The sequence below is a fragment of the Rhodococcus sp. 15-2388-1-1a genome, from assembly GCF_002259145.1.
GTDB lineage: Bacteria > Actinomycetota > Actinomycetes > Mycobacteriales > Mycobacteriaceae > Rhodococcoides.
Map to the genome: position 1 here is coordinate 188,371 of NZ_NPFP01000001.1, position 23,830 is coordinate 212,200.

Consider the following 23,830-nt stretch of genomic DNA (forward strand, 5'->3'; position numbering starts at 1 on the left):
CCCCACTAGACCCGCCCCGACGCTGCCGCCAGGCGGGAAGGCCTAGGCAAGGCGCGGACCGGGGCGCAACGGCGGCGGGAGCGCACCACCGCCAGAGCCACATCGGCTCGATGGTTCGCGGCTCCCGCCGCCCACAAACCCCCACCAAAAAAGACAGGCCCGCGAGTACCAGTCGCGAGCCCGTCACCCACCCGAAGGAGATAACAGTGACCAGCATAAACCCACTACGCGACTCAGCCGAGTTGCTTGAGGCCATCGCGATCGGATCAGTGAAACTCGCCTCCCGAGTCTCAACCGAATCCCCCTCCGCCGCACCCGACTCACGGCAGGCGCTCACGCGGACCAACCGGCTCATGGAACGCCGCAACTGGATCGACGACGCCACCCAGACCGCGCAGCTCGCCGCGGCCCTCCACTCACTCGCAGACCGCGCCGACAAGGCGGTGGACGCGGAGCCTGTCGAGATCGACCGCGGCGAAATCCTCGCGTCCGCCGTCTCCGACGCAGCCGCCGAATACTCCGAGCGACTCACTCGCATACAGGATTTCGTATTCGGGTTCAAAAACGTCCCCCACGCCGAACAGTGGTGGCAGTCCATCGGCGTCCCGATCGTGAAGATGGCGGCAGGGGAGAAGCTGTGACCCGGCTGCAGCGTGCACACGAATGGTTTTGGGCGATCGTGTGTGGCGCATTCCTCGGAGCCATCGTCTACTACGCGTCCGTGGTGCCGGTGTGAGCGCCGTAGCGGAGATCGTCCGCAAACTCGCCGACGCCCTCGGTGCGATCGAGTCACCACCGAACTACGGGCCGTGGCGCGTCGTCTCCGCGGACCGGTGGGAACAATCCGCCGGCCAAGGATGGGCAACCGGCTACATCGAGATCATCGCGCCCGACGACGGAGAGTTCTCGCCCGCCGAGCAGCTGTATTTCGCGGCCGAGCCCGACAAGATTCCGGCACCGGAATTCGATACCGGCATGGCCGCCGATCACGCCCGGGACCTCGCTATTGATCGCGAGGTGCTGTCGTGACCGCGAGCCCCAACCCGAAGTGGAACAGCCCCGAGATGGCGGACCTCCGTCGCGCAGGTCTGGCACGCGAGAAGGCCGCACGGATTGAGGCGTATCGCGAGATGCGTTCCGCTGGAATGAGTCACAAGCGGATTGCCGAGATTCAAGGCGTCCGGTTCGACTCCCTCATGCGTTGGCTGAACCGGAACGGCGTCTACATTCCCGAGCCGCTCGAGCGGGCCACGTATCGGCGGCTCGACGAACTCATCGCATCCGGCCAGGAGTTCACTGCCCGGGATCTTCCCGACGATGCGCCGAGGTCGTCGCATACGGCGGCCGTACTCCGTGCATGGCACAACGGCCGCATCGAACGGGTCGGCACCGTCATGTGCCGCTACGGCGGCGGCGGGAAGCGCATCTACGTCTATCGAGCTACAGCACAGGAGGATTCGCAGTGTCTACGTACAGCGTGAAGGTCCGCTACGACACCGGGACCGTCGTCGACACGATCACCGGTGAAGTCGAATCCGGACCCGGGTCCAGCCAGTTGGGTGCGCAGTTCCTCGCAGTACGCCTGCCCTCGGGTGCCACCGAGCACATCGCGATCCACCGGATCTATTCGATCGAGGAACTCAAGCCGGCACCAACTGTTCTCCGAAAGCCCGCTCCACCCACCGGCAAGGCCGACCTCGACAGCTACCAGTGGGTGGCAGGAGATCCACGCCCGGTCGGAGCACCCGAAGTGTGGGACCGCAACGGTGACCGCTGGGACCTCGACGAAGGCAACGGCCTCTACCACTCGGAGGGTCACCAGTTCCCCGAACCGTGGGATGCACTCCTCGAGCACTACGGCCCCGTCACCAACAGGTTCCGCGCATGAGCGGGTTCACGTCCGACGTCGTCACAGCACCCGGCGTCTACAAGGGCATCTCCGATATCGAGTACCACTCCGACCGATCCACCCTGTCATCGTCAGGCGCTCGCCGGCTCCTGGCTCCGTCGACGCCGGCGGAATTCAAGTGGGGGCAAGACCACCCGCAGGCACCTAAGACGGAGTACGACGTCGGACACGCCGCGCACACCCTGATTCTGGGGGAGGGTGCGGACATCGTTCGGATCGACGCCGACAAGTGGACGACGAACGCCGTGAAGGAACAGGTCGCCGCAGTCCGGGCCGACGGCAAGCTACCGCTCAAGCCGTCCGATTACGACGACGTCCACGCCATGGCCGAGGCCATCAAGTCGCATCCGATCGCGGCGGCCCTGTTCGCGGACGGTGAGCCGGAACTGTCGATGTACCACCAGGACCCCGAGACCGGTGTGTCGATGCGGACGCGTCCCGACTGGCTCACAGAGACCAACGGCCGCGCCTGCATCGTCGACTACAAGACCTCGACATCAGCCGCACCGGAACACTTCTCGAAGTCCGTCGACGACTACGGCTACCACGTCCAAGACGCCTGGTACTCCGACGCCGCCCGCGCGCTGGGGATCTCCGACAACCCGGACTTTCTGTTCGTCGTCCAATCGAAGACCGCGCCGTACCTCGTCAACGTGTTCGAGCTCGACGAGGAAGCGAAACAGATCGGCCGCGATCTTGTCAGAAGCGGTGTCCGCGCCTACGCCGACTGCACCCGCACCGGGCGGTGGCCGGCGCACCCGATCGACATTCACCGAATCAGCTTGCCGCGCTGGGCGGCAAGCAAGCACCAGATGGAAGGCAGCACCCTGTGACCAGCAACGAAGTCGAAGCATACGAGGCACCCGGCGGAGTACAGATCCTCGGATCGGCCGTCGACACGTCCATCGCGCAGCTCGAGGCGCACGCCCGCGCCATGTCGACCGCCCACAAGTTGGCGTCGGCGATGTGCAACACCGACCTGGTGCCGAAGATGTACAAGGGCAACGCCAGCAACGGCACCGCCGCGATCCTGTACGGAATGGAATTGGGGCTCAACCCGATCCAGTCGCTGCAGAACATTTTCGTCGTGCACGGGACGCCGGCGATTTACGCCCGGACGATGGTCGCGCTCGTGAAGTCGAAGGGCTACAAGGTGTGGACCGTCGAGTCTTCGGACGAGTCGGTGACTGTGTCCGGTCGCGCCCCGGGTGATGAGCATGTGACGACGTCGACGTGGACGATCGAGCGCGCCGTGAAGGCCGGCTACGTCCCGCAGGTCGATCCGAAGACCGGCGAGTTCAAGAAGAACCAGTACGGGAAGCTGATCGGTAACGAGAAGTACCTGACCGATCCGCAGGCCATGCTCTACGCGAAAGCCGCGTCGGAGGTGTCCCGCAAGATCGCACCCGAGGTCCTGCTCGGTCTGTCGCACTCGGCGGAGGACCTGCAGTCCGAGGCCGAGCCGGTGCGCGCCGAATCATCGCGCGTCGTCGACACCGGTGAGAGCTGGAAGGACCGCCTCGGCATCAAGGCGTCGGAGCCCGTCGACATCACCGACCACGCGACCGAGGCAGAACCGGAACCAAAATCGGCGCCGGAATCGGTGAAGGAAGAGCCGGTCAAGGCGGAGCCGAAGAAACGGGCCCCCGCATCGAAGACACAGGCCAAGCCTGCCGAGAAGCCGGAGCCGGCCACCGAGCCTGCCTCGGAAGAGGGCGCGAAACCGGAACCCGAGCAGGTCAAGCCGTCGTACACGATCCCGAAGGACGCGGCCACACCCGAGCAGCTCACCGAGCTCGGCCGGCTCCTCGACGCCGAGGGCGCGACCTCACCCGAGGCGAAGCTCGAGTGGATCAACCAGTCGTTCACCACGGCGTACATCAATGCCCTGCAGGTGACGACGAAGCAGGCCGCGGACGCCATCAAGTACCTGTCCGCACCGGCCGAGGACTGACCCGCCGTGATCTACACCTTCAAAGCGGTCGGCTGCGATGACCACACCGTCGTCGAGCTGGACCTCACGGCCTCCGAGCTCGCGACAGCGTTGCGGATCTCCGACGCACTCAACGCCGAATCGGAGTACGGCTGCCAGCCAAAGCTACGCGTACTCAAAGGCACCATCGCCGACAACGAATGACCCGCGCCAAACCCCAACCACAGGAAAGAGATTCACATGTCAGACCAGCCCATGATCGAGTCCGCCCGCTACCGACTCAGCGGATTGTCCGCGCAGTCGTTCGACGATCCCGCCGGCGTTGGCGAGACGCGCACGTTCACGATCACCGCGACGTGTACATCCAGGAAGGAGGAAGAGCTCAAGTCGGAGGGTAAGCGGTGGGTCCACACGATGCGTCTCGACTCCATCGTTTCCGGTGTCCAGCAGCCGAGTTCCGCGTCCGAGCCGTCACTCTTCGACGGCAACGAAGGCGACGAGATCGCCGACGAGCCAACCGATTCCGACGAGGACCCGGACGACGTACCCGAGCCCACGACATCCGATGTGAGCACCAAGTTCGAGAACCCCTCGTTCTCGTCACAGGACTAGCACCCTCTCCACCCATCCAGCGCGGGCCGCCGCCACTGCCCACACACGTGGCGGCGGCCCGACACCAGAACGGACACACCATGACGAACCCACTCGTATTCCTCGACTGCGAAACCACCGCGCTCCGCAACGGCCTCCCCTGGGAGATCGCAATGATCCGCATCGACGATCTCTCCGATGGAAACCCGGTCAGCAAAATCCGCATGTTCATCCTCGACCCCGACCTGTCCGAGGCAGACCCATTCGCGCTCAACGTCGGCCAGTTTTACCAGCGTCACCCGCAGGCTGCGCACAGTGATGGTGCACTGACCGACGTTTACGACGAGATCGATGCGATGCAGCTCGTCGAGCAGTGGACCCGCTGCGCAACGATCGTCGGAGCAAACCCCGCATTCGACACCGAGGTGCTCGAGCGGCGCATCCGACACCACGGTGGCTGCCCGTCCTGGCATCACCGCCTCGTCGACGTCGAGAACCTCGTCGCCGGCCGCATCCAGCTCCTCGACGAAAACCGCCTCGCAGGACTCAAAGTGTCCGCCGACGTCATGGAAATCCCGTACGCCGACCTCGACCTACACACAGCCATGGGTGACGCCGAGCTCGCGCGCCGCATCTTCGACGAGGTGTTCGCCTGATGCCCGAACTCATCACCATCGTGCAAGCCCGCGGCATCGGCGAAACCCTCAACGGCACAACGATGTGCAGTGTCGTCACCGACCCACTCCCGCGCGACCGATTCCGCGTCGTCAACGTGCGGCACCGCTCCGAGTACGGGCCCGTCCCGGTGATCAATGGGCAGGCGTACAACAGGACCCGCGCCGAAGCCATCCGCCTCGCACTCATCGCAATCGAGCAGGCACCCGGCCCCGTCGTCCTCGTCGGCTACTCCGGTGGCGCAGACGCGATGGGAGACCTCGCCGCCCAGATCGGCCGCGGCGTCCACGGCAACCTTGCCCGCACGAAACTCATTGCCGTCGTGTTGATCGCGGACCCGAAAAACCCGCGAATACTATTCGCCCCGCAGTGGGGCATCGCCGGATCGAGACTCATCCACACCGCCGCCCAGGTCTGGCGCGCCAACGACCCCAACGACGTCATCCCTCTCTGTGACGCCAACAGTCCACTCCGCACCGTCGCTGATCAGACCGACGCCATGTCCCTCGTCGACCTCGCAGGCTGGGGCATCAGCTACCTCGCGAAACTCCGGGCCCGCCAACTCCAAGCCGTCGTCATCAACTGGCGCGACCCCGCATCCGTCCGCTATCTCTACGACCGCGCGATCGAGCAGTTCAACGGCTACCGCAACGGCGAACACGTCAACTACCACCGCCGCATCATGCCCGGCACCGGACGCACCTACACCGCCGAACTCACGCGCAGAATCGCAGGCCTCGCATGACGCTCACCGCCACCGACCTGTTCGCCGGCGCGGGCGGATCATCCGAAGGCCTCGCACAAGCCGGATACAGCATCGAGCTCGTCGCCAACCACTGGCAGACCGCCGTCGACACCCACCAGCTCAACCACCCGAACACCGAACACCGCATCGCGAACCTGTCCGAGACCGACTTCCGCACCTTCCCCCGAACGGACATCGCGTGGATCTCACCGTCGTGTGTCTGGCACGCACGATCCGGCGGCCGCAAGACACCACCGGCCGAAATCGAACGACTCCGCTCCGACGCCGGAGCCATCGACCGCGCAACAGCATTCGCAGTCATCGCCGCCTCCGAGGTGCACCAATACGACGCCGTGCTCGTCGAGAACGTCCCCGAATTCGCCAAATGGTCACTGTTCAACTGGTGGCTCGAGGGAATGCGCGCACTCGGATACCGCCCGCAGATCGTCACCCTGAACGCGAAGGACTTCGGCCTACCGCAACATCGGGAGCGCCTGTTCATCGTGTTCACCCAACGCGGTGACGTCGACCTGACACTCCCGAAAACGGCGCCGGTTTACGCGTCCTCGATCATCGGCCCGGACCTCGGTAAGCCCGTCACGCGGCCGCTGTACGTCTCACCGCAGATCGACCAGATCCAGCACCGGAACGTCACACACCTCGTCACCTACCGCCGCAACGCGAAGGCCCGACGAGCCGACCAGTTCCCGCTCGCCACCGTCACCGCAGGCGGCAACCATCACGGCATCGCGACCCTCACCGACGACGGCCCGTACTTCCGGATGCTCACCAACCGCGAATGCGCCCGCGCGCAGGGATTCCCCGACACCTACCAGTTCGCAGGCAAGGCATCCGACGTCAAGAAACAGATCGGCAACGCAGTCCCGGTCCACGTCGCCAAATGGCTCGGCGAACGAGTCGCACAGCACCTCGACCGAAAGGAGGCTTACCGCAATGCCTCGTGAATTCGCTCGGATCCGCATCAACATCGCGGACGACGAAGACCTCGAATCGCAGCTCCCCGCCGACGCCCAATGGCTGTTCTTCCGCGTCCTCGTCCCCGAACCATCACTCAACTACGCCGGCGTCGGCGACTGGCGACCCAAAAAGCTCCTACGCAAAGCCAACGACATGACAATGGAACGCCTCATGCGGGCCGCCGCCCACCTCGAGCGGCACGACTACGCCCTCTTCGACGACGACATGGAGGAGTTCATGGTGCGGACCCTCATCCGCTCCGACGAACTGTTGAAGAACCCGAAAATGGCTGCGACCGTCGTCCGTGGCTACTCCGAGACAGCCTCGAAGTCGTTGAAGGCCGTCATCGTTTCGGAGATCCAGCAGGCGAAGGAAGAGCACCCGGATTACTCGTCGTGGACGTACAAAGACACGGCTGATGGGCTGTCGAGATTGCTGTCGAAACCGAACCGGAACACCGTCGGTTATGTGGTCAAGTATGCGGACTGGATTACCGATACCGATGTGGTCCCGATTGGTAATCCCGATGCGGTCCCGATAGGTAATCGGATCGCGGTCCAGGACGGCTACCCCTACGCGGTCGAGAACGCCGATCAGGCAAGTAGCGAGATCGGTAATCGAAATCGGTCCCGAACCCCTGTACCTGCACCTGCATACTTACACCAGGCACCCTTAAGTGGTTACTTAAGTACGGAAGGTCACCAGAGCGACGGCTCGGAAACGCCACCCTCCCCGCATTGCTTTCAACATCCCAACGGCACCGAACGAGCCTGCCGAGCGTGCGGTGTCGCGAGAGTGGCCCGCGAGGACTGGTACCGGGCCGTCGCGGACGGAGCCGCGAGAGCTCGATCCACCGAAGCCCGCGATCGCGCCGAGCTCCGCGCCGAAGCGATCGTCGAATGCGAACTCTGCGATGACGACGGATACGCCGGGGGCCGGGTCTGCGATCACGACCCGGACGCCGACGACCGAGCTCGCCGAGGAATCGAACTTGCCCGTGCTGCGCTCGCGAAGACCGACGATGCGTAACCCCGACTTCGATCAGCTCACCGAGAAGCAGCTCGCCGAAACGATCCCGTGCCGCGGATGCGGAGCCCCGAAAGGTGAACCCTGCTTCACGGTCGGCCGCGACGGACAACGCCACCCGCTCACCAACTTCCCCGCCCACCTGACCCGCACCAAACGCGCGCAACGGCTGCAGCGCATGGCCGAAGAGGAGAACCTCACCATGACCGACGACGGACTGTTCCAGCTCGCCGAACCCGAATGGGCCGACGTCCCGGTCAACGACCTCGTCACCCCCGTTCACCGCGGCCGCACGATGGCACTCGAAGGCATCGAAGTGCGGTTCACCGGAACCCACCACGGCGCAGACGACGACGGCCGGTACGTCGTCGTCCACGGCACCGACGCGACCGGGCACTCACGCTCGAAGCAGTTCCGCATCGGCGCGACCGTCGCAGTCAAGGCGAAGCAGTGAGCGTCGTCGTCGGCCTCGATCCGTCCCTCAGAGCCGCAGGAATCGCCCTGATCCGCGATCCCGCGACCGCATCCACCCCCAACGTCCCAAAATTGCTCCACGTCGGCGAGGAAGGCTCAGACGACGTATCGCTGATCGGGCGCGCCACCCGAGTCCGACGGCAACGAGACCGGATCCTCCGGCAACTCCCCGCCGGCGTCACCCTCGTCATGATCGAAGCAATTCCGAAAGTGAACCCCACACCGAAGGCCGCGAGCTACTTCGTCGAACGGGGCGCACTCTGCCTCGAGCTCGCCCACTACCTCGCCGGCAAAGGCATTCCCGTCGTCGACGTCACCGTGGGAACCATCAAACTGTTCGCCACCGGAAACGGCCGAGCCGAGAAACCAGCCGTCATGGCCGCCATGAAAGAACTCTGGCCCGGAGCACCCATCGCCAGCAACGACAACCGCTCGGACGCACTCGCCATCGCCACCATCGGTGCACAACACCTCGGCTGGTACCAACCCGAACTCCCATTCCACTACGCACCGAACATCAACTGGCCGAAAGGACTCCGACGATGATTCCCGAGCTCATCACCGGGGACGACATGAACGCGGAACTGTGCGCATCGGACGGTGTCGGCCACGACTACCGCCCGCATCTCGTGCCTCACCCGACGAATCCTGCACTTGACCGGACGTACCTCCGTTGCGTCTTTTGCCACGCCGTCTCCTGCGGCAACTACGGCGAAACCGACCCCTGCATCGAGCACTACCACCACGAACCCAAGCCACACCGCGCCGCATCTGGCGTCACGTGGCCGATCGGAGGCGACCGACCATGACCAACCCCGAGCAGTCCGTCATCGACTCGATCGACGCACTCATCGACGAACAACTCGACGCCGGCGAACCCGAAATCGGCTACGACTTCGACGACCCCGAATACCCGGAATGTTGGCGCTGCGAATACGACTGGCACGGTCTCCCGCTTCTCGGATGCCCTGGCTCGGCCGTCGAAGGACCAGCAGTTCCGAAATGCGAATGCGGTGCCGACTGGCACATCCAACCCTCGGATGGATACCGACACTGCCCCGGCTCGACCGCACTCGGACCGCACATCACCCCGCAGCAACGCGTCGACCTCCGCGACGAACGCAGAATCAACGAATACCTCTCTGGGCGTCCCGACTACTCCCAACTCCGCGACATGGCGAAACACCGCACGTACGCAGGGCCGCAGGGCGTCCTCGGAGCGTTCTACGCAGGGGAACGCATCCCCGAGCTCGACGAAGACTCCGACTACGCCCACCAGATCTACGAAACACCCTGGACCATCGTCCCCTTCGGCCCAAGCCTGTGGACACTCCCCGAATACCCCTTCGACGACCCATTCGACCCGAGCGTCTGGATGAACCTCAACCCATTCGCGCGCCGAGCTCGACTCGCACAACACTTCCACTCGGTGCCGCAAAGATTCGCAATTGGTGGCGTCGTACCTGCCCGAAGCGAGCAAGACCCCTGGCCCCTCGCACAGCCGCACATCCGATACTGGAACGCGGACATGACCGAATGGAGCTCGAGACCAGACACATTCAGGGACCGCAGCAATCGGATCAACGACGAACTGACTGATTACGCTGCCGAACTCGCCGCAGCGACTCGAACCCGCCCAATCGAAATCCTTGACGGCCCGGTCATCAACCACGACGAACTCCACAGCCCATGGATCGACGCCAGGGTCTTCGACGAGATCAACCCATTACCGGAAACGCTCGCAGCAGTTCGGCGGATCTTCAACGAATGGGCCGAAACCGAGCCAGCCGCATGGTCAATCGAGGTCGGTGACGATGACACCCGCACCCCGCAACAGCGAGCACTCCCCAGGCCGTCCACCACGCCACCCATGTGGAGCGTCAACCCCGCACGAGCCCGTCGAGTCAACACCCGCAGGAGGCACCGATGACCGCCGTCGAATGCGGCCGATGCGGCCGCCCCTCCACAGACCAACTCGACATGTGCACCACCTGCGCACACACCCTCGCCACCGAACTCCGCACCATCCCCGCACTCATCGCAGAACTCACCCTCACCAGCGCCCGACTCGACAAAATGGGCCGAGACCGAGTCGGAGGCAAAGGCACCGAAACACCACTCCCAATCCGCCTCGACCGCAACGGAATGCCCCACGACTCCTCCCTCCTCAACGCCCTCGACCGCTACTTCCGAATCACCGCAACCGCCCTCGCCGACCGCCACAACCTCCGACCCAACCGCCGATACGTCATCGAACTCGTCGACGAACTCCGCGCCGGCCGACGAACCGACAACGCCGCCATCAGCCTCATCCCCGCCACACAAGCCGAAATCGCCGCCGTCTGGCTCTCACACCACCCACACTGGCTCCGCACCCTCACCCGCCCCATCGACACCTACGACCACATCACCGCACTACTCGACAAAGCCCGACGCGCCATCGACCGAATGCCAACCCTCGCCTACCGAGGACCCTGCGCAGAATGCGGCGCGAACATGGCCGCCGAGGAAGAAGCATCACTCGTCGAATGCGGCCGCTGCCACTCCCGATACGACTCCCGCGAAGTCCGAGACGGCCTATTCGATCAAGTCCACGACTGGAACCTCAACCGATACGGCGTCCTCCACCACATCGAACTACTCCTCGACATCAAAGTTCCCGACGGCACATTCCGATCCTGGGCATCCACCAAACGCATCACCCCCAGACAGTGGCTATGGCACGGCGACCGCTACGACTTCTGGATCCACCGCAACGCCGAACCCCTCTACCGAGTCGGAGACGCCATCGACCTCGCCAAACAATGGCGCAAACGCCCAACCAGGCAAATACCCGCACAGCGCGTAAACCATTGACACACAACAAAACACACCCCCACAAAACAAACCCCCCGAACTTGATAAAGCCCTGACCAGCAGTCAACATGGAGCCACCGCTGACGACCCGACCCCAAAAACAAAACCCGGTCCCTCGCCAGCCCCCAAACACCCCGGCTCGGTCAAAGTCACCGACGCATCGGTTCCTCACAGGACACGTCTACCGAAGCGAACGCACGACGGAAACCAAGCAACGAGCACCGCATCGCAGCCACGCCACGCTGCCGAGCCGGGGACCAATCGGTATAACTTTCACCGTCGATGTAACCCCGCACCCCCACCCCGAGGAGCCGGCATGGTCGAACGCGGACAACCACGCAAATGCCAAACCAACGGCTGCCCCAACGGGACACACGACGAAACACAGCTATGCGCCACATGCCGCCGCCTCAACCGCATCCTCAACGAGATCGCAGGCCAGGCCGACGACCAACTCAACCGCGGCACCTTCCAACCCGGCGGCCTCATCACCGCCCCGCCCATCACCCCGAGGAGCGCCACGTGACCGCCACCCCAGACCAACCCATCCACATCACCAACGACGGCATCACCATCGCGGGCCAACCCCTCGAAGCCTGCATCTCCGCAGACGCAGGCATCACCATCGGACCAGCAACAGCAGACGGATTACGCACAGTCGCAATCACATTGCTCGTCGACGAAGACAAGGTCACCTTCGATGACACCTTGATCACAGCAGGAACCCTGGCTACAGGGCAGGTCAAGGTGTGGCCCGAACACCTAGTCGGGTGACCAATGGCGTGGACTAGCGGAGGCCGAAGCCGAACCGGAACCGCACAACACAAACGCTGGGCAAAAGCAGTCCACCGCCACTACGGCTACCAATGCGTCGACTGCGGATACCAAGGCACACCAGGAGCCGGCGACGTCCAAGCCGACCACGACATCCCCGAAGCCGAAGGCGGACCAACCACCCTCGACAACGGACGAACCCGCTGCATCCCCTGCCACAAAGCCAAAACAGCCAGGGAAGCCGCAAAAGGCCGGCAACGACGCCGCAAAAGGCCAGGTCAACCACACCCCGGCGACCCACGAGCGTTCCCCGCCCCACCGCAAGCCCCTGACCAGGCAAAACACCCCCGGGGGTGACCCCCTCCCCCCGGGTACCAGGTCGCACGGAGGGCATAGGGCCTCCCACAGTTGGTGAATAGCACAGCTCTGACCAGGGCGTTAGTTTCACCAGGTTCATTACATCGAGAAGGAGTCAGCGTGGCTGCCGAGACCCGTTCCCCGGATGTTCTTGAGATCACCGAGTTTGAGGACAGCGTTAGGTGGGCGTTCACTTTTCAAGTCACGCGGACCGAGCCGTGCCTCGTGTGTCCGAAGTGTGGGAACCGTTCGGTGTTGCGTCAGTTCGGGACGAGTCCGGCGCTTCCGGGTCGGCAGTTGTGCATCGATCGGTGTTTGCACGCGGATTGCGCCGCGTCGTGAAGGAGTCCGAGCCGTTGCGGGACCTGCTGGTTGCCGGCACGCATCGGGCCGCCCACGAGTTCGCGCACAAGCACCGTCTCGAAAATCCGTTGATCGTCACGACCGGGAGGCAACTCCAAGGTCTCCGATTGTCGAGGTTCCGAGTGCATCTGATCGACATATTCCAGATCGCGGATGGCGACTGGAACTACATCAATCAGGGGTTGAACCACCTCGCCAAGGTCGAGGGCCGGTCCCTGGATTCGTTCTACGGGAATCTCGAATGACATTCGCCTGAAACCGTTTCGGCGGCGTGTCACTCACAACTGAACAGCAGATCGGAGGTGATCGGCATGGCTGTACGTGGACGCAAGCCGAAGCCTGACGGTCAACGCATCAACCATCACGCGCTGAAACACGATTGGACCGACGTCCGCGCCGTCCCGTTTGAGGACGCACCGAAGTTGCCGGCGAAACGGCTCCTCGGGAAGCCGTGGCCGCCGATGACCCGGAAGTGGTGGAAGGCGATCTCGTCGATGCCGCACTGCGTGTTGTGGACGGAGGGGGATTGGCAGTTCGCGATCGATACCGCGTTGATCGTCGCCGAGTTCCATGACGGTGACGTGAAGGCGGCCGGTGAGATGCGGGCTCGCGACAAGCTGCTCGGGACGACGATGGAGAACCGCCGCGATTTGCGGATCCGGTACATCGACCCGGACGCGGCCGAGCCCGCCGCTGTCGATGACGAGGACACCGACGAAGACGGCAACGTGACGCAGATGGCGTCGTACCGTGAAGTCCTCTGACACGATCACCGACACCGATTCCGAACTGCTCCCCGGGTATTGGATAGACCCGTCGGGTGCGTGGCGCACCATTCCGTGGCCGGGTGATCGCTGCAAAGAGTGGAACCATCCGGATCGGCTCGCTGAGCTCCCGGATGTGTCGCTCGGTGTCGAGCTCATCAAGTTCGCCGAGAAGTGGTTCGTCAATCCGACGACTGGTCGGCCGTGGCGGTACACGCCGGGGCAGAAGATGTTCATCATCCTGGCGTACGCGGTCAATGCGGAGACGGGTCGTTGGCTGTATCGGTCGGCGGTCAAACGTGGGTCGAAGGGGACGGGGAAGGACCCGTTCGGCGGCTCGATTTGTCTCCTCGAGCTGATCGGTCCGTCGCAGCCCGGGCGCGACAAAAAGGGTCGCATCGTTGGGATCCGGCACCGGTTGCCGTTGGTGCAGATCGCGGCGAACTCCGAGGCGCAGGCGAAAGACGTTCTGCGGGTTGCGAATGCGATGCTCCCGCAGGCTACGCGTGATCAGTTTCAGCTCGATTGTGGTGAGCAGCGGACGACGGCGGCCGGTGGCGGCAGAATCGAGCTCCTCACGTCGTCGCAGAAGACGGCCGAGGGTGACCCGGCGACGCACATCATGCTCAACGAGTCCCACCACATGACCGAATCGAACGGTGGCTGGGATGTTGCGGCCGTCGCTCGACGAAACGTCGGTAAGTCGCCGGCGGAGCTGCAGGCGCGGGTGTTCGAGTTCACGAACGCGCACCGCATGGGCATGGATTCGGTTGCGGAGCAGTCGTATTTGGCATGGCAGGACCAGCAGCACCCGGACGCGAAACGGCACGACATCTTGTACGACTCGATTGAGGCTCCGCCGTCGACTGATCTGACGGATGACGAGTCGCGGCGAGCGGGGATTGCGGCGGCGTACATGGATGCGCCGTGGTCGGATCTGGATCGTCTCGAGGACGAGATCCTGGACCGGCGTACGACGAACGCTGATGCGATTCGCTTCTACCTGAACGGGTTGGCGGCGGCCGCGGATGCGTGGGTCGATCCTCGGAAGTTCGATGCCCTGGCGCGCGGTGATCTGAAACTCGAACCGAACGATCAGATCTCGATGTTCCTGGACTGCTCGAAGTCCGAAGATGCCACCGGCCTCGTTGCTGTCCGCCTGTCGGATGGTCTGGTGGTCACGCTCGGGAAGTGGGAGAAGCCGCAGGGCTGGAACCCGAAAAAGCAGGGTGTGTATCGGGTTCCGCGCCCGGACGTCGACGGCCGAGTTCGTCAGGCGTTCGACAAGTACCGCGTCGTGTGGTTCGGCGTCGACCCGTCGCCGGCAAAGGACGACGAGGACGATCACCTGTACTGGGCGAACCTGATCGACGAATGGCACCGCGATTTCGCGAAGAAGCTCAAGGTGTGGGCAACGCCTGGCGCACAGGGGCATTCGGTGAAGTACGACATGCGGCTCTCGCAGCGCGGCGGCGTCATCCGGAACCAGCAGTTCACCGATATGGCCGAGCAGGTCGTCGAAATGATCGACCAGGACGGCACTCTCATCCACGACGGCGATTCTCGGCTCCGGACGCACGTCCACAACGCAGTGATGCGCCCGAACAAGTGGGGCGACTCGCTCGGTAAGAAATCTCGCGACTCCGGTGAGCTCGTCGACCTCGCCGTGTGCATGGTCGGTGCACTGCTCGGCCGGAAGCTCGCGCTCAACAGCGGCAAGGTCCGGACCGGTACCGGCAAAGGAAAGGTGGTGGTGCTGGCGTGAAGATCGACGGTCTGGTCCATTCCGAGCAGAACACTCTCGACGAACTGTGGAAGACGTGGCAGCAGAAGCTCGTCCGAAATCAGCTCCGGTCGATGTACTACGACGCGAAGAACCTGATTCGGGATCTCGGGATTGCGATCCCCCCGGATCTGGTGAACCTCGACATGGTGCTCGGGTGGCCGGCGAAGTCCGTCGACGGCCTGTCTCGTCGCTGCAAGCTCGACGGGTTCGTGGTGCCCGGGTTGTCGACGGCCGATCTCGGTATCGACGACATGTGGACGTCGAATCGGATGGCGACGGAGGTGCCGCAGGCGCACACGTCGGCGTTCCTGCATTCGTGCGCGTTCGTGTCGACGACGCTCGGTGATGTGCAGTCCGGTGAGCCGGATGTGATCATTTCGACGCGGTCTGCGATGTACGGGTCGGCGATCTGGGACAAGCGTCGTCGGCAGGTGTCGTCGCATCTGGCGATTATCGAGGCCGACGAGCTGTCCGGTGCACCGTCGGTGATGATCATGTACTTGCCCGATTCGGTTGTGACGATGACGAAGACGTCGACGGGCTGGCGGGTGGATCGCCGGAACCACGCTCTCAAGCGGGTCCCCGTCGAGGTCCTCGCTTACCACCCTCGGCTGGATCGGCCGTTCGGTTCGTCGCGGATCTCGCGTCCGGTGATGACCCTCGCCGACTCGGCGTTGAGAACTGCTGTCCGCATGGAGGTTTCAGCCGAGTTCTACTCCGCTCCGCAGCGCTGGATTATGGGTGCCGACGAGTCCGCGTTCATGGACGCCGACGGCAACCTGAAAACGCAGTGGCAGGCGATCATGGGCCGGATCTGGGCGGTCGGCGCTACCGACGACGGTGACCTGCCGACAGTCGGCGAGTTCTCGCCGGCCTCGCAGCTCCCACACGCCGATCACCTGCGGACGTTGGCGACTCAGTTCTCCGGCGAGACCTCGATCCCCGTCGGTTCTCTCGGTGTTATCCAAGACAATCCGAGCTCGGCCGAGGCGATCCACGCCGCGAAAGAGGACCTGCTGATCGAGGCGGAGTTCGCCGACGACCAGTTCGGTCACGCGTGGACGCGGTCGCTGCTGACTGGTGTGCAGATCCGAGACAACCTGTCGGAGATCCCGACGGCGCTGCGTGCGATGCGCGCGAAGTGGCGGGACCCGGCGACACCGTCCCGTTCCTCGGCTGCCGATGCGGTGTTGAAGACCGTGCAGGCGTTCCCGTGGCTCGCCGAGTCCGAGGTCGCCCTCGAGCAGCTCGGCTGGGACGAGACGACGATCGCCCGCGCGATGGCAGACAAGCGTCGTATGGACGCCCGGTCGATGGTGCGGGAACGGATCACGTCGCGGGCCGCCGAGGCGCAGCAGGACCCGGAGGTCGCGGACCTCGCGAACAGGACGGAGACCGAAACAGATGCCGACGTCGCCTGATGACCGTGTCGTGATCCTCAACGAGGTGAACACACTTGCGGTGGAGGACTTCACCGACATGTGGCGGCGCGCGTCATCGGCGGATCTGTCGTCGGCGGAGTTTCGGTCGACGATCATCGATGCGACTCCGCAGATCATCGACCCGTATGCGGCTGCAGCTGCTGATTACGGTGTCGATTGGTATCAGGAATCGGCGCCGGATTTGGCGTATCAGCCGGTCGCGGGTCCGATGCCAGATCCGGAGAAGATCGCGGGCTCGTCGGAATGGGCGCTCAATGCGCTCGGCGGCGAGGCGCTCGGCCGGTTCGCGGGCGTGGTGCAGAAGGCGATCTTCGACACCGAGCGGGACACGATCGTCGCGAACGTCGAGCAGGAGACGGGCGCTCGGTGGGTTCGGCACGCACGCACCAATGCGTGCGAGTTCTGCCGGATGCTCGCCACCCGCAGTGCTGTGTACACGTCGGAGGCGGCCGCGACGTCGGTCGTCGGCCGTGGCGTCGAAATGTCGGCGTCGGATCGGCGTGCTCGAGCTCGCGGTGAGTCGCGTGGTGATCGTGGCAGGTTCCTCGCCGGTGGCCGCACCACTCGCGGCACCCGACCGCTCGGCGAGACGTACCACGACTACTGCCGGTGCACCTCGCTCGAGGTGCGACCCGGAATGACCTACCTGCCACCGTCATACACCGAGAAGTGGGAGCAGCAGTACATCGACGCCGTGAAGGCGACCGCCGACGGGGGAGCGATCAACCTCAAAGCGGTCCTCGCGCACATGCGGCAATCCGAAAAGGCCGGCAAGGCGGCAGCCGCGACCCGGACAGCTGCGACGGCGGCCGCGAAACAGGCGGAGGAGCTCACGTCCTGGCTCGCAGCGGAACAGGCGTGGGAAGCGACCCGGCTGGTCTCGAAAGCCACTCGCAGCACCCTCGACGCAGCGGCGGCCAGCCTCCCGAAAGGCGCGTCGGGTTGGCGCTCGTTCGAGACCCTGCAACAGTCCGTCAACGGTGAGTACATCGCGTCGACGGAGCTCGCCGGCCATCTCACCACCGTCACCGGTGCGGGCCGAGCGATCCGCTCCGACGTCGCCCGCCGCTTGGACGCGGATACCGAGCTCGTCGAGCTGCGATCACTCGTCGCGAACGCCACGGCCGAACGCGAGCGGCTACTGAGCGCAGGGAACTTCGGGGACCTGTTCGCACACAACACTCGGGTCGATGCGGCGAAAGTGTCCATCGCTCAGCGTGAGAGCGCCGCGATCGTCGAAGCACTCTCGGATGTGCGTCAGTTCGGCGGACATCAGCAGGCGGTGCACACGATGACCGCCGCAGAACGGAGCAGGTTGACGCAGCTCGGCGGCAGGCCAGTCTCCGAGGCCGACGCAGACGCCGTGGCTCTTCTCCGGGACGCCGAGAAGTTCTTCCCGACCGAATGGCTGGAAGCGGCGGACGCGCGCGGCCCCCTCGCGCTCGGGTACGTCGACCGTGGGTTCTTCCTGCAGAAAGCTCCGAGCACCCTGCCAACCGACTCGGTCGTCGTCTCCCCGAGGGGAACTTTCTCCTACCGGACGGGCGCACATTCCGACGAGGCAACCGAGACGATGATCCACGAGCTCGGCCACCGCATGGAACAGGCCATCCCCGGGCTCACGCAGCTCGAGTTCGCGCTCGCGCGATCACGCGCTACCCGAGGCGGGGTCCTCGAGGACCTGGTTCCGGTCAGCAACTCTCAGCTCACCGAGCTCACCTACAAGGATGACTGGCTCGAACCATACGCAGGCCGAAGCTATGTCCCGGCCGGGTACTCGCGCCCGGATCTCGTCGCGCACGAGGTCTTCCAAGTCGGAACGCAGGACCTGTACGGTAGGTCATCGACCAAGTACGGTGACGACGAGCTGCAAGATTTCATGTTGGGGGTGTTGGCGCTGCTATGACCTGGCAGATGAAGTCCAGCACCGATCCTGACCGTTGGCTCGACAGCCCGAGCGGTATCGAGTTCACCGCGGACCCGCAGACCACCACCGAGCTCGGCGACCTCGCCGAGCATGAAGTGCCCGCCCATCCGGGTGGGCCGATGAAAGTCGGAGTGACGACTGATGTCGATCTGTTGGTCGCGGCCGAGCGGATTATCCCGAATCCAGTTGTGACGGGCGATGTACCGCAGGCCGAAACCTGGCCGACTCTCGACGGACTGCTCGTCTACTAGCCCGGCACTCTTCCCTCAATCGAAGCGCTACCCACTCGGGTGGCGCTTCTTTCGTGCACCCACAACGAGGTGCACGCCTCATTCCCCCGGCGTCGCACGACGTCGACCTATCCCGCACGGGAGGACACACAATGCACCACCTGAATGCACGTCGCACCTTCGGAACCATCATCGCGCCGGCCGCGATCGACTCGTTCGCTCGCACCTCGAGGATGCCCGCACGGCTGCATCCTCGACGCGACCCGGAAGGACACCCCAACGGCGGTGGCGGAGAAGCAGCCGGCGACGGTGGAGGTGCAGACGGCGAAAACGATGGCGCAGGAGCCGACGACACCACGAACCAGTGGAAAGAGCTGTTCGGCGACCAGAAGCCGGAGGACGTGAAGAAAGCCGTCGACGAATCCCGCAAATGGGAGAACCGATCGAAGGACAACTTCTCGGCCAAGCAGCAGCTCGACGCCCTGATGAAAATCGTCAACGGCGACAACCCCGACGGCGAAAACGACCCGAGCAAACTCCCCGGACAGCTCACTGCTGCACAGCAGGAAGCCCGCGAGAGCAAGCTCGAGCTCGCAGTGTTCCGCCGAGCCGCGAAGCTCGACGGCAACGCAGACCGGCTCGTCGACTCCCGCTCGTTCAACCGGGCGATCGCAGAACTCGACCCGGCCGCCAGCGACTTCGACGAGAAGCTCGACGCAGCCATCAAAGATGCTGTCGCGGCCGACCCATCCCTCGGAATCCCCAAAGCCGAGGAACCGGGCGTCGGAGTCCACGTCGAAGGCGAGGGCGGAGCACCCGTCACACCGGCGAACCTGGCATCCCAGATCGCCGCCGCCGAGAAGGCCGGCGACAAGCAGAAGGCGATGCGCCTGAAAACTCTGCAGCTCGCACAGCTCGGCACCAACAAAAAGTAATCCCTCACCACCCGAACACGTTTCGGGTTCATAGCGAAAGGAACCGCCATGCCCGGAATAACCGGACTCGGCACCACCTACAACCTGCCGAACTACGTCGGCGAGTTGTTCTCCATCTCCCCGGAAGACACTCCGCTGCTCTCCGCGATCGGTGGACTCACCGGCGGCGAAGAGAAGTCGTCGACGATCTTCTCCTGGCAGTCCTACGACCTCCGCGAGGCCGACAAGAACCGTCAGCGACTCGAAGGCGCGGACGCTCCGCAGGCCGAGGGCCGCAAGCGAGCAGCCGGAACGAACGTCCTCGAGATCCACCAGGAACAGGTCGCCGTCTCGTACACCAAGCAGGCTGCCGTCCGTCAGGTCGCGACCGACGGTGCCACGAACATCCGCATCGACAACCAGCCCGTCGGCGACGAGCTCACCTGGCAGATCCAGGCCGAGCTCAAGCAGATCGCCCGCGACGTCGAGGCCTCGTTCGTCGGCGGCATCTACAACCTGCCGACCGACAACACCACCGTCCGCCGCACCCGCGGACTGCTCCCGGCGATCACCACGAACGTCGTCGAGGCAGGCGGCGAGCCCCTCACCGACGACCTGATCCTCGATCTGATGCAGGAGGTGTGGACGAACGGCGGAATCCAGGAATCGGAGACCCGAACCCTGATCACCAACGCCACACAGAAGCGCCGCCTGACGAAGATCTTCATCAAGGATGCAGGCTCGGCGTACCGGGAAACGTCCCGCAACGTCGGCGGCGTGAACCTGCAGACGTTCGAGACCGACTTCGGTCGCGTGAACATCATGCTCTCGCGGTTCCACCCGGCCGACGAGATCGCCGTCGTGTCCCTCGAGGAGCTCGCGCCGGCGTTCCTGAACATCCCCGGCAAGGGCCATTTCTTCGCCGAGCCGCTCGCGAAGACCGGCGCATCCGACAAGGTGCAGCTGTACGGCGAGATCGGGCTGCAGTACGGCAACGAGCGCAAGCACGGCAAGCTCACCGGCCTCCCGACCATCAACGCCGGGGACGGTGCCTGATGCCGAAGTTCAAGTCGAGCATCTACCCGGGTCTGATCGTCGGTCGCGGTGAGACCCGCACTCGTTTCGTCGACGGCGAAGCCGAAGCAACCGGCAAGGCGGCGTCGTTCCTCCGCAAGCTCGGCGACCACGCCGGTGTGACCGAGGTGTCCGACGACGAAGACACCGCTCCGGCGAAGGACGCCACACCGCCCGGGCCCGATCCGGTGTCGCCGACGGCCGCGGGTGAGCCCGATCCGACGTCGCAGAATCCGCCGGCGAGCCCCACAGCCGAAGGCCTGCACGGAGATCCGGCCTCGCAGAAGCCGCCCGCGTCACCGACCGCCGAAGGCGAATCGGCCCCGAAGCTGCCCGCGAAAAAGGCGGCACCACGGACCACGACGCCGAAGGCCACCGACAAGTAGCGAGAGGGGGCGACCAATGCCCGCAGTCGAATTGGACCTCGACGACATTCGGCCGTTCGTGCAGAATCTCGACGAGGCGAAAGCCGAACTGATGATCGCGGACGTCATCGCCGCCGCATCCGCACCGAAGGTCGCCCCCTGCATCGTCGACGAGGAGTTCCTCTACCCGGCGCAGGCAAAGGCGATCCTCCGGTCAGCGGTCCTGCGCTGGAACGACTCCGGGACCGGGGCGGTCACGCAGATGTCGGCGGGCCCATTCCAGGGCACCATCGACAACCGCACCGAACGCAAACGGCTCTTGTGGCCGTCGGAGATCGCGGACCTTCGCGAGCTCTGCGGACTCACGAAAACGGGGCGAGCGTTCACCATCGACACGACGCCGCCGCGGCCTCCGCTCTTGGAGGCACCGTGAGCGTCCAGTTCGCCTGCCAGTTCCCAGTGAAGCTGAAACGGTACGTCGAGGGCGCAGTCCGCGACGACCGTGGACGCGAAACCGGCGACCACGCAGCACCAGTGGAGATCAAGGTCTTCGCCTGGTACATCGGCGGCACCGAGACACTCACCGACGGCCACACGAACCGCACGGTTCACGCGGCCACCTGCTACCCGCAGTCGAAAGACAACGTGAGCGAGCTCGACCAGATCGAGCTCCCCGGCTTCGGATGGTTCGAGGTCGACGGGCAACCGACGAACTACGACCACAATCCGTTCTGGTCACCGGGACTCGTCGACGCGAAACTCAAGGCGGTTGGCGGATGAGCCTGACCGGCAAAGAACTTCGCGTCCGCCACGCGGGCGGTGAGGATCGCTTCGGAACTCAGTCGTTCAGCGTTGACGACAAATCCGGGGTCCTGCTCGTCTACGCCGACTCGAGCCGGAAGCAGGCTCTCGCCGCGTACAACTCCGAGTTCTGGATCGCCGCTGACTTCGTCGACCCGGAGGAGACAGGGGAGGAGGTGGACGACGATGGCAGGAGCGAGATTCGTTCCGAGATCGACCGCGTTCTACGAGATTCGTAGCCTCCCCACCGTGCGGGCCGCCGTCGACGACCTCGCGCGCCGAGGAGCCATCGCCGCCGGCGACGGATTTGAGTGGTCCTCGCAGCAAGGCCAGAAGCGACCGCAGGGCCGTTGGCGCGCAATCATCTACCCGGCTACGTACTCCGCTCGCCGCCGCAACGCGAACCACAACACCCTCGTCAACGTCCTCGGGCGGATCCGATGACCGAGCTCGCGATACCGAAGTCTGCACAGACAGTCGCAGTTCGCGCCGTCACCGACCACATGCCCGCCGGATTCGAGGACGTGTGGATCTCCGACAAGGTCCCGAAACGCCGGCGCTCGAGGATGATCCGCATTACCCGCACTCCTGGCGGCGGTATGGCATCGCACGGTGCCACCGACCACGCGCGACTGATCATCGAGTGCTGGGCCGACAACGACGACGACGCCGAGCTCCTCGCCAACACCACCCGAGCTGTACTCCGCAACCTGATCGGCCGCACGGCCGCAGGCGGATTCATCCGATGGTGGCGAGAAGACGGCGGCCCGTACGAGTGGCCCGACGAATCCGGCCAAGCCCGCTGGCAACTGACCGGCGAAATGCTCATCAAGATCTCCTAGCTCGACACCCCTTCGTGGCCCGGTGCAACGAAGCCTTGAAAGGGGCGAACACTCATGGTCAACGTTGGCAATTCCTTTGTCGCGACCCCACCCATCGACGGCGGAGTGCTGCACTCCGCAGACCTCGGCACCCTCCTGCCGACGAAGGCGAACACCGCACTCGCACCCGCGTTCCTCGCGAACGATCACGGCGCGGTCGGAGAGAACGGACTCGGGATCAACAAGTCCCGAACCACCCAGAAGATCCGCATGTTCGGTGGTGAGACCTTCCGCGAGGTCCAGACCGAATACGACGAGTCGATCACCGTCACCCTGCTCGAGGACGACCTCGAAGCAGTCCTCGTGTCGGTGTTCGGTGAGGCGAACGTCGAGGTCGACGAGGTAGAGGATGACGGCCTGCACAAGCGGATCTACCACACGTCGGAGACGCTGCCGATCAAGTCGTGGATCCTCGACGCGATCGACGGCGAGAAGACGAAGCGGTACGTCGTGGAGAAGGGGCAGGTCACTCAGACCGCCGAGGTCACGGACGTTCACTCGAACGTCACGAACCACCAGATCACGATCACCACGTACAAGTCGGCGCTCGGCGCGAAGGGGGAGAACGTCCTCGAGCTGCGTCACGATGCGTCGGTGACGTCGGGAAACCCCTGAGCCCGGTGATCGGTGCGGACGAGCAATTCGCGCCGATCATCGGGCCTCAGGGCTTCATCCTCTACTGAGCTCGAATTCTGTTCTCTCCCAACAAATGAAAGGCAGGTGGCCCCGCTATGGTTTGGTCACGTCCCGAAATCACCAGCGGGGTCACCCGCGTCACCAAGGCACTGTTCGAGAAGTACGGCGACGGCATCGACGAGGCCCACGAGATCGCCGAAGGCAAACTGTCCCAAACGACAGCCGACAATCGTTATGCCCCCGGTGGCAACGCCCTCTCGGTGGCCGCGTTCGGGGTCGATCCAGCCCAGACCGCAGGCACCAACACGCCGCTATTTCAGGCTGCGATC

35 protein-coding genes are annotated in these 23,830 nt (G+C 64.5%); all 35 read left to right on the forward strand.

The window, feature by feature from the left end; all coding sequences use genetic code 11:
* Positions 1 to 206 precede the first annotated feature (206 nt).
* The gene (locus CH302_RS00925; RefSeq protein ID WP_141216563.1) at positions 207 to 641 is read left to right on the forward strand and encodes a hypothetical protein; all 435 of its coding nucleotides are present in this window, start codon (positions 207 to 209) and stop codon (positions 639 to 641) included.
* A gap of 91 nt (positions 642 to 732) precedes the next feature.
* Positions 733 to 1,029 (forward strand): hypothetical protein, encoded by a 297-nt coding sequence (locus CH302_RS00930; protein ID WP_037187896.1) that lies wholly within the window; start codon positions 733 to 735, stop codon positions 1,027 to 1,029.
* On the forward strand, positions 1,026 to 1,481 hold the full coding sequence (locus CH302_RS00935) for a hypothetical protein (protein WP_037187899.1): 456 nt from the start codon (positions 1,026 to 1,028) through the stop codon (positions 1,479 to 1,481). Before CH302_RS00930 ends, CH302_RS00935 begins: the two co-directional genes overlap by 4 nt.
* A complete protein-coding gene (locus CH302_RS00940; RefSeq protein ID WP_141216564.1) occupies positions 1,463 to 1,888 on the forward strand; it encodes a hypothetical protein in 426 nt (141 codons plus the stop codon). The genes CH302_RS00935 and CH302_RS00940 overlap by 19 nt, the downstream gene beginning before the upstream one ends.
* Positions 1,885 to 2,742 carry a PD-(D/E)XK nuclease-like domain-containing protein gene (locus CH302_RS00945; protein ID WP_037187902.1) on the forward strand — a complete coding sequence of 286 codons (858 nt, stop codon included), beginning with the start codon at positions 1,885 to 1,887 and terminating at the stop codon, positions 2,740 to 2,742. Before CH302_RS00940 ends, CH302_RS00945 begins: the two co-directional genes overlap by 4 nt.
* Positions 2,739 to 3,863 carry a hypothetical protein gene (locus CH302_RS29860; RefSeq protein WP_052047341.1) on the forward strand — a complete coding sequence of 375 codons (1,125 nt, stop codon included), beginning with the start codon at positions 2,739 to 2,741 and terminating at the stop codon, positions 3,861 to 3,863. Before CH302_RS00945 ends, CH302_RS29860 begins: the two co-directional genes overlap by 4 nt.
* 6 nt (positions 3,864 to 3,869) lie before the next feature.
* A complete protein-coding gene (locus tag CH302_RS29865) occupies positions 3,870 to 4,046 on the forward strand; it encodes a hypothetical protein (RefSeq protein ID WP_155292878.1) in 177 nt (58 codons plus the stop codon).
* Between the two features lie 36 nt (positions 4,047 to 4,082).
* The gene (locus CH302_RS00955; RefSeq protein ID WP_141216565.1) at positions 4,083 to 4,454 is read left to right on the forward strand and encodes a hypothetical protein; all 372 of its coding nucleotides are present in this window, start codon (positions 4,083 to 4,085) and stop codon (positions 4,452 to 4,454) included.
* 80 nt (positions 4,455 to 4,534) lie between these two features.
* On the forward strand, positions 4,535 to 5,089 hold the full coding sequence (locus CH302_RS00960) for an exonuclease domain-containing protein (RefSeq protein WP_052047342.1): 555 nt from the start codon (positions 4,535 to 4,537) through the stop codon (positions 5,087 to 5,089).
* The gene (locus tag CH302_RS00965) at positions 5,089 to 5,853 is read left to right on the forward strand and encodes a hypothetical protein (protein ID WP_037187904.1); all 765 of its coding nucleotides are present in this window, start codon (positions 5,089 to 5,091) and stop codon (positions 5,851 to 5,853) included. Before CH302_RS00960 ends, CH302_RS00965 begins: the two co-directional genes overlap by 1 nt.
* A complete protein-coding gene (locus tag CH302_RS00970; protein WP_037187905.1) occupies positions 5,850 to 6,818 on the forward strand; it encodes a DNA cytosine methyltransferase in 969 nt (322 codons plus the stop codon). The genes CH302_RS00965 and CH302_RS00970 overlap by 4 nt, the downstream gene beginning before the upstream one ends.
* A complete protein-coding gene (locus tag CH302_RS00975; RefSeq protein WP_052047343.1) occupies positions 6,808 to 7,860 on the forward strand; it encodes a hypothetical protein in 1,053 nt (350 codons plus the stop codon). The genes CH302_RS00970 and CH302_RS00975 overlap by 11 nt, the downstream gene beginning before the upstream one ends.
* Positions 7,853 to 8,311, forward strand: coding sequence for a zinc finger domain-containing protein (locus CH302_RS29870; protein ID WP_037187906.1), 459 nt, complete (start codon positions 7,853 to 7,855; stop codon positions 8,309 to 8,311). The genes CH302_RS00975 and CH302_RS29870 overlap by 8 nt, the downstream gene beginning before the upstream one ends.
* Positions 8,308 to 8,877 (forward strand): crossover junction endodeoxyribonuclease RuvC, encoded by a 570-nt coding sequence (locus CH302_RS00985; protein WP_052047344.1) that lies wholly within the window; start codon positions 8,308 to 8,310, stop codon positions 8,875 to 8,877. The genes CH302_RS29870 and CH302_RS00985 overlap by 4 nt, the downstream gene beginning before the upstream one ends.
* Positions 8,878 to 9,136: 259 nt before the next feature.
* Positions 9,137 to 10,261, forward strand: coding sequence for a hypothetical protein (locus CH302_RS00995; protein WP_037187910.1), 1,125 nt, complete (start codon positions 9,137 to 9,139; stop codon positions 10,259 to 10,261).
* A complete protein-coding gene (locus CH302_RS01000; protein WP_037187913.1) occupies positions 10,258 to 11,187 on the forward strand; it encodes a hypothetical protein in 930 nt (309 codons plus the stop codon). Before CH302_RS00995 ends, CH302_RS01000 begins: the two co-directional genes overlap by 4 nt.
* Before the next feature lie 316 nt (positions 11,188 to 11,503).
* Positions 11,504 to 11,713, forward strand: coding sequence for a hypothetical protein (locus CH302_RS01005; RefSeq protein ID WP_037187916.1), 210 nt, complete (start codon positions 11,504 to 11,506; stop codon positions 11,711 to 11,713).
* Positions 11,710 to 11,961, forward strand: coding sequence for a hypothetical protein (locus CH302_RS01010; RefSeq protein ID WP_037187918.1), 252 nt, complete (start codon positions 11,710 to 11,712; stop codon positions 11,959 to 11,961). The genes CH302_RS01005 and CH302_RS01010 overlap by 4 nt, the downstream gene beginning before the upstream one ends.
* Positions 11,962 to 11,964: 3 nt before the next feature.
* The gene (locus CH302_RS01015; protein ID WP_037187920.1) at positions 11,965 to 12,318 is read left to right on the forward strand and encodes an HNH endonuclease; all 354 of its coding nucleotides are present in this window, start codon (positions 11,965 to 11,967) and stop codon (positions 12,316 to 12,318) included.
* A gap of 338 nt (positions 12,319 to 12,656) precedes the next feature.
* Positions 12,657 to 12,926: a hypothetical protein gene (locus tag CH302_RS01020; RefSeq protein WP_141216567.1), complete on the forward strand. Its 270-nt coding sequence runs from the start codon at positions 12,657 to 12,659 to the stop codon at positions 12,924 to 12,926.
* A 66-nt stretch (positions 12,927 to 12,992) separates the two neighbouring features.
* Complete coding sequence (locus tag CH302_RS01025; protein WP_141216568.1) at positions 12,993 to 13,445, forward strand: phage terminase small subunit; 453 nt, start codon at positions 12,993 to 12,995, stop codon at positions 13,443 to 13,445.
* Complete coding sequence (locus tag CH302_RS01030) at positions 13,432 to 15,210, forward strand: terminase (protein ID WP_230596155.1); 1,779 nt, start codon at positions 13,432 to 13,434, stop codon at positions 15,208 to 15,210. The genes CH302_RS01025 and CH302_RS01030 overlap by 14 nt, the downstream gene beginning before the upstream one ends.
* Complete coding sequence (locus CH302_RS01035) at positions 15,207 to 16,652, forward strand: phage portal protein (RefSeq protein WP_052047345.1); 1,446 nt, start codon at positions 15,207 to 15,209, stop codon at positions 16,650 to 16,652. Before CH302_RS01030 ends, CH302_RS01035 begins: the two co-directional genes overlap by 4 nt.
* Complete coding sequence (locus tag CH302_RS01040; RefSeq protein ID WP_052047346.1) at positions 16,636 to 18,579, forward strand: VG15 protein; 1,944 nt, start codon at positions 16,636 to 16,638, stop codon at positions 18,577 to 18,579. The genes CH302_RS01035 and CH302_RS01040 overlap by 17 nt, the downstream gene beginning before the upstream one ends.
* Complete coding sequence (locus CH302_RS01045; protein WP_037187926.1) at positions 18,576 to 18,851, forward strand: hypothetical protein; 276 nt, start codon at positions 18,576 to 18,578, stop codon at positions 18,849 to 18,851. The genes CH302_RS01040 and CH302_RS01045 overlap by 4 nt, the downstream gene beginning before the upstream one ends.
* 131 nt (positions 18,852 to 18,982) lie before the next feature.
* Positions 18,983 to 19,765, forward strand: a complete 783-nt coding sequence (locus CH302_RS01050; protein WP_037187928.1) for a hypothetical protein — start codon at positions 18,983 to 18,985, stop codon at positions 19,763 to 19,765.
* Positions 19,766 to 19,813: 48 nt separating this feature from the next.
* Entirely contained in the window at positions 19,814 to 20,800 is a 987-nt protein-coding gene (locus tag CH302_RS01055) for an SU10 major capsid protein (RefSeq protein ID WP_037187930.1), read from the forward strand.
* Positions 20,800 to 21,204: a hypothetical protein gene (locus CH302_RS01060; RefSeq protein ID WP_037187932.1), complete on the forward strand. Its 405-nt coding sequence runs from the start codon at positions 20,800 to 20,802 to the stop codon at positions 21,202 to 21,204. Before CH302_RS01055 ends, CH302_RS01060 begins: the two co-directional genes overlap by 1 nt.
* 16 nt (positions 21,205 to 21,220) lie before the next feature.
* Entirely contained in the window at positions 21,221 to 21,616 is a 396-nt protein-coding gene (locus tag CH302_RS01065; RefSeq protein ID WP_037187934.1) for a hypothetical protein, read from the forward strand.
* Entirely contained in the window at positions 21,613 to 21,963 is a 351-nt protein-coding gene (locus tag CH302_RS01070; RefSeq protein ID WP_037187936.1) for a hypothetical protein, read from the forward strand. The genes CH302_RS01065 and CH302_RS01070 overlap by 4 nt, the downstream gene beginning before the upstream one ends.
* Complete coding sequence (locus tag CH302_RS01075) at positions 21,960 to 22,223, forward strand: hypothetical protein (RefSeq protein ID WP_037187938.1); 264 nt, start codon at positions 21,960 to 21,962, stop codon at positions 22,221 to 22,223. Before CH302_RS01070 ends, CH302_RS01075 begins: the two co-directional genes overlap by 4 nt.
* Positions 22,224 to 22,233: 10 nt before the next feature.
* The gene (locus CH302_RS01080; RefSeq protein WP_037187940.1) at positions 22,234 to 22,428 is read left to right on the forward strand and encodes a hypothetical protein; all 195 of its coding nucleotides are present in this window, start codon (positions 22,234 to 22,236) and stop codon (positions 22,426 to 22,428) included.
* Positions 22,425 to 22,826: a hypothetical protein gene (locus tag CH302_RS01085; RefSeq protein WP_037187943.1), complete on the forward strand. Its 402-nt coding sequence runs from the start codon at positions 22,425 to 22,427 to the stop codon at positions 22,824 to 22,826. The genes CH302_RS01080 and CH302_RS01085 overlap by 4 nt, the downstream gene beginning before the upstream one ends.
* 54 nt (positions 22,827 to 22,880) lie before the next feature.
* Positions 22,881 to 23,480: a hypothetical protein gene (locus CH302_RS01090; RefSeq protein ID WP_037187944.1), complete on the forward strand. Its 600-nt coding sequence runs from the start codon at positions 22,881 to 22,883 to the stop codon at positions 23,478 to 23,480.
* A 116-nt stretch (positions 23,481 to 23,596) separates the two neighbouring features.
* A partial coding sequence (locus CH302_RS01095) for a hypothetical protein (RefSeq protein WP_141216569.1) occupies positions 23,597 to 23,830 on the forward strand: 234 nt, incomplete at its 3' end.